The organism is Endozoicomonas sp. YOMI1, from assembly GCF_024606345.1.
Lineage (GTDB): Bacteria > Pseudomonadota > Gammaproteobacteria > Pseudomonadales > Endozoicomonadaceae > Endozoicomonas.
This window is the reverse complement of record NZ_JAHHPM010000328.1, coordinates 44,587-51,122: the sequence shown is the minus strand read 5'-3', so window position 1 is coordinate 51,122 and position 6,536 is coordinate 44,587. Positions and strand designations below refer to the sequence as shown.

The window sequence follows — 6,536 nt, the reverse complement described above, 5'->3', positions numbered from 1 at the left end:
AGAGCGACAAAGGACAAGCGAGAGCGGGAGCACGTTTATGAAATATCCGGGCTAGTAATATTGATTTCATTAAAGTTGGTTTTGGCTGTTTGATTGATGGGTGAGGTAATTTTGAAAGTTGGCTCCTGTTTCTATAAAATGCCGAAAAATTATATAAAACCGCTTTTTAAAATCTTTTTTTTATTCCCGCTTTATTTGACAAATTGCCTCTGTTTTAACACTAATAGTTGACTAAATTGCTAAGGTATTTCATAATTGCACGCAGATACCTTAAGTCTGTATATATCCTGCTGTCGGGAGAGTCGCGGCTTAGAATCATAGACTTATTAGTGATCAGGAATTGATACAAGAGTGATAACCCTGCCTGAATAGCAAGAGAGAATCTGTATGAGATTGACGACCAAAGGACGTTATGCAGTGACCGCCATGCTGGATCTGGCGCTTCATGCCGAGCAGGGGCCGGTTTCTCTCGCAGATATATCGGATCGTCAGGAAATTTCTCTCTCTTACCTGGAGCAACTGTTTTCCAAGCTCCGTCGTGGTGATCTGGTTTGCAGTGTGCGGGGGCCCGGGGGAGGGTACCGACTCAGTCGTTGCAGTGAAGCTATTTATGTTGCTCAGGTGATCGATGCCGTTAATGAATCCGTAGACGCAACCAAGTGCAAGGGAGCAGGAGGTTGCCAGAAAGGTGCAACCTGTCTGACCCATCACTTGTGGCAGGACCTGAGTGAGCAGATTCATTCGTTTCTTGGAGGGATCAGCCTCGCTGATCTTGTTGCGCGCAGGGAAGTGCAAAATGTTGCCATTCGTCAGGATGAGCAGCAAGACAACAAAATTGCCGCTGACACCATCCTGTAAGGAATCTTTTTTAAAGTGTTTTTAAAGAAGTTCAAAGTGTAGCTGCATGATGATTTTAACCCTTGAAAATCAAGGGTATTGAGCGTACTGACCGCTTGGAGATGTACCAGATGAAATTACCTATTTATCTCGATTATTCCGCAACAACACCGGTAGATCCGCGAGTGGCTGAGAAGATGATTCAGTGCCTCTCTCTTGAAGGTAATTTCGGTAACCCGGCTTCCCGCTCTCATGTTTTCGGCTGGCGTGCTGAAGAGGTTGTCGAAGATGCCCGTCGTCAGGTTGCCGATCTTATTCATGCCGATCCAAGAGAGATTGTCTGGACATCCGGAGCCACCGAATCCGATAATCTGGCCATTAAAGGTGTTGCTCATTTTTACAGCAAAAAGGGCAAGCACATTATCACATCCCGAATCGAGCATAAGGCGGTATTAGACCCTTGTCGTCAGCTGGAGCGTGAAGGGTTTGAAGTTACTTACCTGGACCCTGATAGCGATGGCCTGATTACACCTGAAATGGTGGAAAAGGCTCTGCGTGATGACACCATTCTGGTGAGTTTGATGCACGTCAATAATGAGATTGGTGTGATCAACGATATTGAAGCGATTGGTGATCTCACCCGTTCACGCAAGATTGTCTTTCATGTGGATGCAGCACAAAGCGTCGGCAAAATTCCGCTGAATATGGAAACGATGAACATTGATCTGCTGTCCATTTCTGCCCATAAACTCTATGGCCCTAAAGGCATCGGTGTCCTTTATGTTCGCCGCAAGCCCCGTATTCGCCTGGAAGCCCAGATGCACGGTGGTGGTCACGAGCGGGGTATGCGCTCCGGTACTTTGGCGACTCACCAGATCGTTGGGATGGGTGAGGCGTGCCGTATTGCTGCTGCGGAGATGGATTCAGAAAGAGCGCGTCTGGCTGTGCTGAAAGAGAGAGTGCTTTCCCAGCTGACCGATCTGGAAGAAGTTCATGTTAATGGCTCTCTTGAACAGAGAGTTCCGGGGATTTTGAATATCAGCTTTGCCTTTGTTGAAGGGGAGTCTTTGATGATGTCCCTGAAAGACCTTGCTATCTCTTCTGGCTCGGCATGTACCTCTGCCAGCCTTGAGCCTTCTTATGTGCTGAGGGCTCTGGGTTTAAGTGATGAGCTTGCCCATAGTTCCCTGAGGATCAGTCTGGGTCGATTTACTACAGAGGCTGAAGTGGATCATGCAGTAGCAGAGATCAGAGAAGCGGTTGCAAAACTGAGAGAGCTGTCACCGCTATGGGATATGTACAAGGATGGCGTTGACCTCAGTCAGGTTGAATGGGTCGCACACTGATTTTTTATGGAGTTTTGCCACCAGCAAAACTTCAGAGGAGAGAAAAATGGCATACAGCGAAAAGGTTATCGATCACTACGAGAATCCGCGCAACGTAGGTAAACTTGACCAGGATTCTCAGAGCGTGGGTACCGGCATGGTTGGTGCTCCAGCCTGCGGAGACGTAATGCGTCTTCAGATTCAGGTTAACGATGAAGGTGTCATTGAAGACGCGCGTTTCAAAACCTATGGGTGTGGCTCTGCTATTGCTTCCAGTTCTCTGGCAACAGAGTGGATGAAGGGCAAGACGCTGGATGAAGCGGCAACCATCAAGAATACTGATATTGCTGAAGAGCTTGCACTGCCACCTGTAAAAATTCATTGTTCGGTTCTGGCTGAAGATGCCATCAAGGCAGCAATTGACGACTATCGAGCCAAGCAGAAGCATGATGATGCAGCCCCAGCTGCCTGATGCGGTTCCGTGCATTTATATGCAGAAGTTCTGTGGTAAAATAGAAGCGGAGAGTTTTTCATCAGGTTGTTTGGTATGAGCGAGCAGCCACACCTTGAAAAACTCACAATTTGGAAAGGAGGTTTGTTTTGAAAGCGCATAAAATTCGCCAACTGATGGTTCTACTGGGAAGTGCGGCCGTGTCTACATGGGTTATGGCCAAAGATGGTTTCTACCTGACTGGCTTCATCAATAACTCCACGCTAGAACACACCATTCAACGCGATTCCGGCAGCATGTCAACACCGAGCATCACCACCCAAGATGACGAGACCGGCTTGGGTTATGGCTTGGCTGTCGGCTATAAGATGCACGTGGATGAAAATCTGTTTGTTACTTTGGAAGGCTTTTACAACAAAGAAGACGTGCGGACCCGCAATCTAAATAACTTGCTGCAGACTGAGGTGGAACTGGACTCAACCTATGGTGCTAATGTGAAGCTGGGTTTTGATGTCGCGGAGTTCTTCTCTATGTATGGCTTTATCGGTGCGACCCGTGTGAGTTTTGATCTGGCTAACTCCTATCCGTTTGCACCACCAATGCGTCAGGGCTCTCGTGATGAAACTGAACTCAGCTACGGCTTTGGCATGGCTTACGACTTGTCTGATCAGCTGTCGGTGATTGGTGAATACACCGCGATCAATGATCTGGACTTTAAACCCCTTCCTGAAGTGGCGGTGCCGGGCAAGATCAACCCTAACGATCTCAACCTGAACAGCTTGAAGGTGGGCTTAAGTTACTCCTTCTAAAACAGCGCCTGTCATAAGGCATGGCTTCTCTTTTTTGACCGCACCAAGCGGGCGTAATGGCAATGACCGCCATCCCCCAGTTGGATTTAGTCTTTTTAGTTGGCCGTGAATGTGCCGGTGGAATTGGTTGGTTTCCCGGAAGTGGATGGAGAATTAAATGGCAATTACCGTAACCATTGCGGCTGCCCGTCATATCAGAGGGCAGCTTTCCCGAAGAGGTAAGGGGCTCGGCATAAGGCTGGGTGTACGTACTTCGGGATGCTCTGGTATGGCCTACGTCCTTGAGTTTGTGGATGTGGTTGATGAAGGTGATCAGGTTTTTGAAGATCACGAAGTCAAAGTGTTTGTTGACCCGAAAAGTCTGGTTTATCTGGATGGCACAGAGCTGGACCTGGTAAAGGAAGGGCTCAATGAAGGTTTGCAGTTTAACAATCCGAATGCTGCCAGTGAGTGTGGTTGCGGTGAAAGCTTTAATGTTGTTGATGCTGGCTGACGGTAATTTTGAAGCTTTCCGGCTTCGTTAATACTGATAAAGAAGTTGGCTGACACTTTTGATTTGCCTTCCGGCCCGGCTGGTTCCCACTGGTCGGGCCTTACTTATTTAAGGAGCGTTCATTTTTTGATGTTGAATGCTTCGGGTATGTCATTTCTGACTTGGGAATTGATTGCATTGTGGTTGATTTAACCAAAAACTATTTTGAGCTTTTTGAGTTGCCTGTTTCCTGCCAGGTTGACCAGCAACGCCTGTCCAGTCAGTACCGTGCGCTGCAACGGGCAGTGCATCCTGACCGGTTTGCCGGTGGTGATGAGCGTCAGCAGCGCCTCTCTATCCAGTATGCTTCCCATGTTAATGAGGCATTTAACACCCTGAAACAGCCGTTGCCCAGAGCGATCTATTTGTTGAAGCTGGCAGGTCGTGATGTTGATATGGAGCGCAACGCCATCATGGATCCCGGATTTCTGATGGAGCAGATGGAGTTGCGTGAGGCTGTTGCGGAGATCAAGTCCATATCAAAGCCTGAGCAGGAAGTTGAGCGACTGGCGAATCAGGTAGATGCTGATATTCATCGATATCTTCAGCAGTTCGAAGGTTTCTGGGTGTCTGGGGCTGAACAGGATCTTGATCAGGCAGAAACGGTTGTCAGAAAGATGCAGTTCATGGTGAAGCTGGCGGCTGAACTGGAACAGCTGGAATCCGAGTTGTTGGACGAATAATCAGGAAGAGAAGAGGCAGATATGGCGTTACTGCAGATCTCCGAGCCGGGACAGGCTCCGGAACCTCATCAATACAAGCGTGCTGTAGGCATTGACCTGGGTACCACCAACTCCCTGGTCGCTGCTGTTCGATCAGGTGTTGCTGAGACGCTTCCTGATATCGATGGCAATCATACCTTACCTTCTGTTGTTCACTATGGCGAGCACGGGAATGATGTCGGCAACAGCGCAAAAGCCAGTGCGCTGGTTGACCCTGGAAATACCATTGTATCCGTCAAACGCATGATGGGGCGCGGGATTGAGGATGTTGATGCCCTTGGCGGTGTGTTGCCCTACCAGTTTGTTACCGACACTTCGGGAAAAAGCGAAGGAATGCCGTTCATCAAAACCCGATGCGGTGAAGTCAGTCCGGTTGAAGTGTCTGCCGAGATTCTCCGTTCCCTGGTTGGTCGTGCACAAGAGACATTAGGTGGCGATCTGGATGGTGCAGTGATTACCGTACCGGCGTATTTTGATGATGCCCAGCGACAGGCAACCAAAGATGCTGCCAAACTTGCAGGCCTGAAAGTGTATCGTCTGCTGAATGAGCCCACTGCTGCAGCCGTTGCCTATGGTCTGGATCAGGGGGGGGAAGGCATTATCGCTGTTTACGATCTTGGTGGTGGCACTTTTGATATCTCGATTTTGCGTCTGGAAAAAGGCGTATTTGAAGTGATGGCCACCGGTGGTGATACTGCCCTGGGTGGTGATGATTTTGACCGGCTGGTGGCGCGCTGGATACTTCGTGAGGCGCAGATTGATGAGTCCTCAATTAACCCATTGCAGCTTCGGGAAGCGATGGTTGAGGCTTGTCGGGTTAAGGAAGCTTTGACCGCCGGATCTGAAGTGGAAGTCAACTTTGGTGAGTGGCGAGGTACGCTGTCCCGTGGGCAGTTTAACGAACTGGTAGACTCTTTGATTGATCGTACCATCCGGGCATTCAGGCGATCACTTCGGGATGCCGGGCTGAAAGCCAATGAGATTGATGAAGTGGTTATGGTGGGGGGGTCTACCCGCGTGCCAAGGGTTCGTGAAAGGGTTGAGGCGTTTTCCGGCAGGCAACCCTTGACATCCATTGACCCTGATCGGGTCGTGGCCGTTGGTGCAGCCCTTCAGGCTAATGTTCTGGCTGGCAATAAATCGGCAGAAGATATGCTTCTGCTGGATGTTATCCCGCTCTCACTGGGGTTGGAAACCATGGGCGGTCTGATGGAGAGGGTGATCCATCGCAATACCACTATTCCCGTATGTCGAGCCCAGGAGTTTACCACTTACAAGGATGGCCAGACGGCCATGGTCATTCATGTCTTTCAGGGGGAGCGTGAATTGATTCGCGATAACCGCTCCCTTGCCCGGTTTGAGTTGCGTGGAATTCCTGCCATTCCAGCAGGCGGTGCTAAAATCCGTGTGACCTTTCAGGTGGATGCTGATGGCTTGCTCAGTGTTGCTGCAGAGGAACTGTCCACCGGGGTTAAGAGCAGTATTCAGGTGAAGCCTTCTTATGGTCTCAGTGATTCTGATATCTCCCGAATGCTGAAAGATTCGTTTGCCCATGCCAGCGATGATCGTGATGCAAGGGCGTTGCTCGAGCAGCAGGTTGAGGCTGATCGGGTTGTTGAGGCGCTGGTAGTTGCGCTGGATAAGGATGGTCAAACACTGCTTGATAAAGATGAATACAGTTCATTGCTGGCAGATGTTGAGTCGCTGAAACAGTGTCGTGAAACCGGCGATGCCAGGTCCATTGCCAGTGAAATTGAACGTATTGGTAAGTCCAGTGAAGAATTTGCTGCCCGTCGAATGAATCAAGGTATTCGTCAGGCTCTTTCCGGACAGAAGTTAGATGATTTGGAGGAGTTCTGA

At 49.4% G+C, this 6,536-nt stretch carries 7 protein-coding genes; all 7 read left to right on the top strand.

Going from position 1 to position 6,536, the window contains the following annotated elements:
* Nucleotides 1-387: 387 nt before the first annotated feature.
* The 7 genes from iscR (at nt 388) to hscA (ending at nt 6,536) form a co-directional block, all read left to right on the top strand.
* On the top strand, nt 388-858 hold the full coding sequence (gene iscR, locus KDK15_RS12010; RefSeq protein WP_257295592.1) for a Fe-S cluster assembly transcriptional regulator IscR: 471 nt from the start codon (nt 388-390) through the stop codon (nt 856-858).
* 110 nt (nt 859-968) lie between these two features.
* A complete protein-coding gene (locus KDK15_RS12005; RefSeq protein ID WP_257295591.1) occupies nt 969-2,183 on the top strand; it encodes an IscS subfamily cysteine desulfurase in 1,215 nt (404 codons plus the stop codon).
* Between the two features lie 46 nt (nt 2,184-2,229).
* Nucleotides 2,230-2,634, top strand: a complete 405-nt coding sequence (iscU, locus tag KDK15_RS12000) for a Fe-S cluster assembly scaffold IscU (RefSeq protein ID WP_066016291.1) — start codon at nt 2,230-2,232, stop codon at nt 2,632-2,634.
* 128 nt (nt 2,635-2,762) lie between these two features.
* Nucleotides 2,763-3,422 (top strand): porin family protein, encoded by a 660-nt coding sequence (locus KDK15_RS11995; protein ID WP_257295590.1) that lies wholly within the window; start codon nt 2,763-2,765, stop codon nt 3,420-3,422.
* 157 nt (nt 3,423-3,579) lie between these two features.
* The gene (iscA, locus tag KDK15_RS11990; protein WP_257295589.1) at nt 3,580-3,915 is read left to right on the top strand and encodes an iron-sulfur cluster assembly protein IscA; all 336 of its coding nucleotides are present in this window, start codon (nt 3,580-3,582) and stop codon (nt 3,913-3,915) included.
* A 179-nt stretch (nt 3,916-4,094) separates the two neighbouring features.
* On the top strand, nt 4,095-4,637 hold the full coding sequence (gene hscB, locus KDK15_RS11985; protein WP_257295588.1) for a Fe-S protein assembly co-chaperone HscB: 543 nt from the start codon (nt 4,095-4,097) through the stop codon (nt 4,635-4,637).
* A gap of 21 nt (nt 4,638-4,658) precedes the next feature.
* On the top strand, nt 4,659-6,536 hold the full coding sequence (gene hscA, locus KDK15_RS11980) for a Fe-S protein assembly chaperone HscA (RefSeq protein ID WP_257295587.1): 1,878 nt from the start codon (nt 4,659-4,661) through the stop codon (nt 6,534-6,536).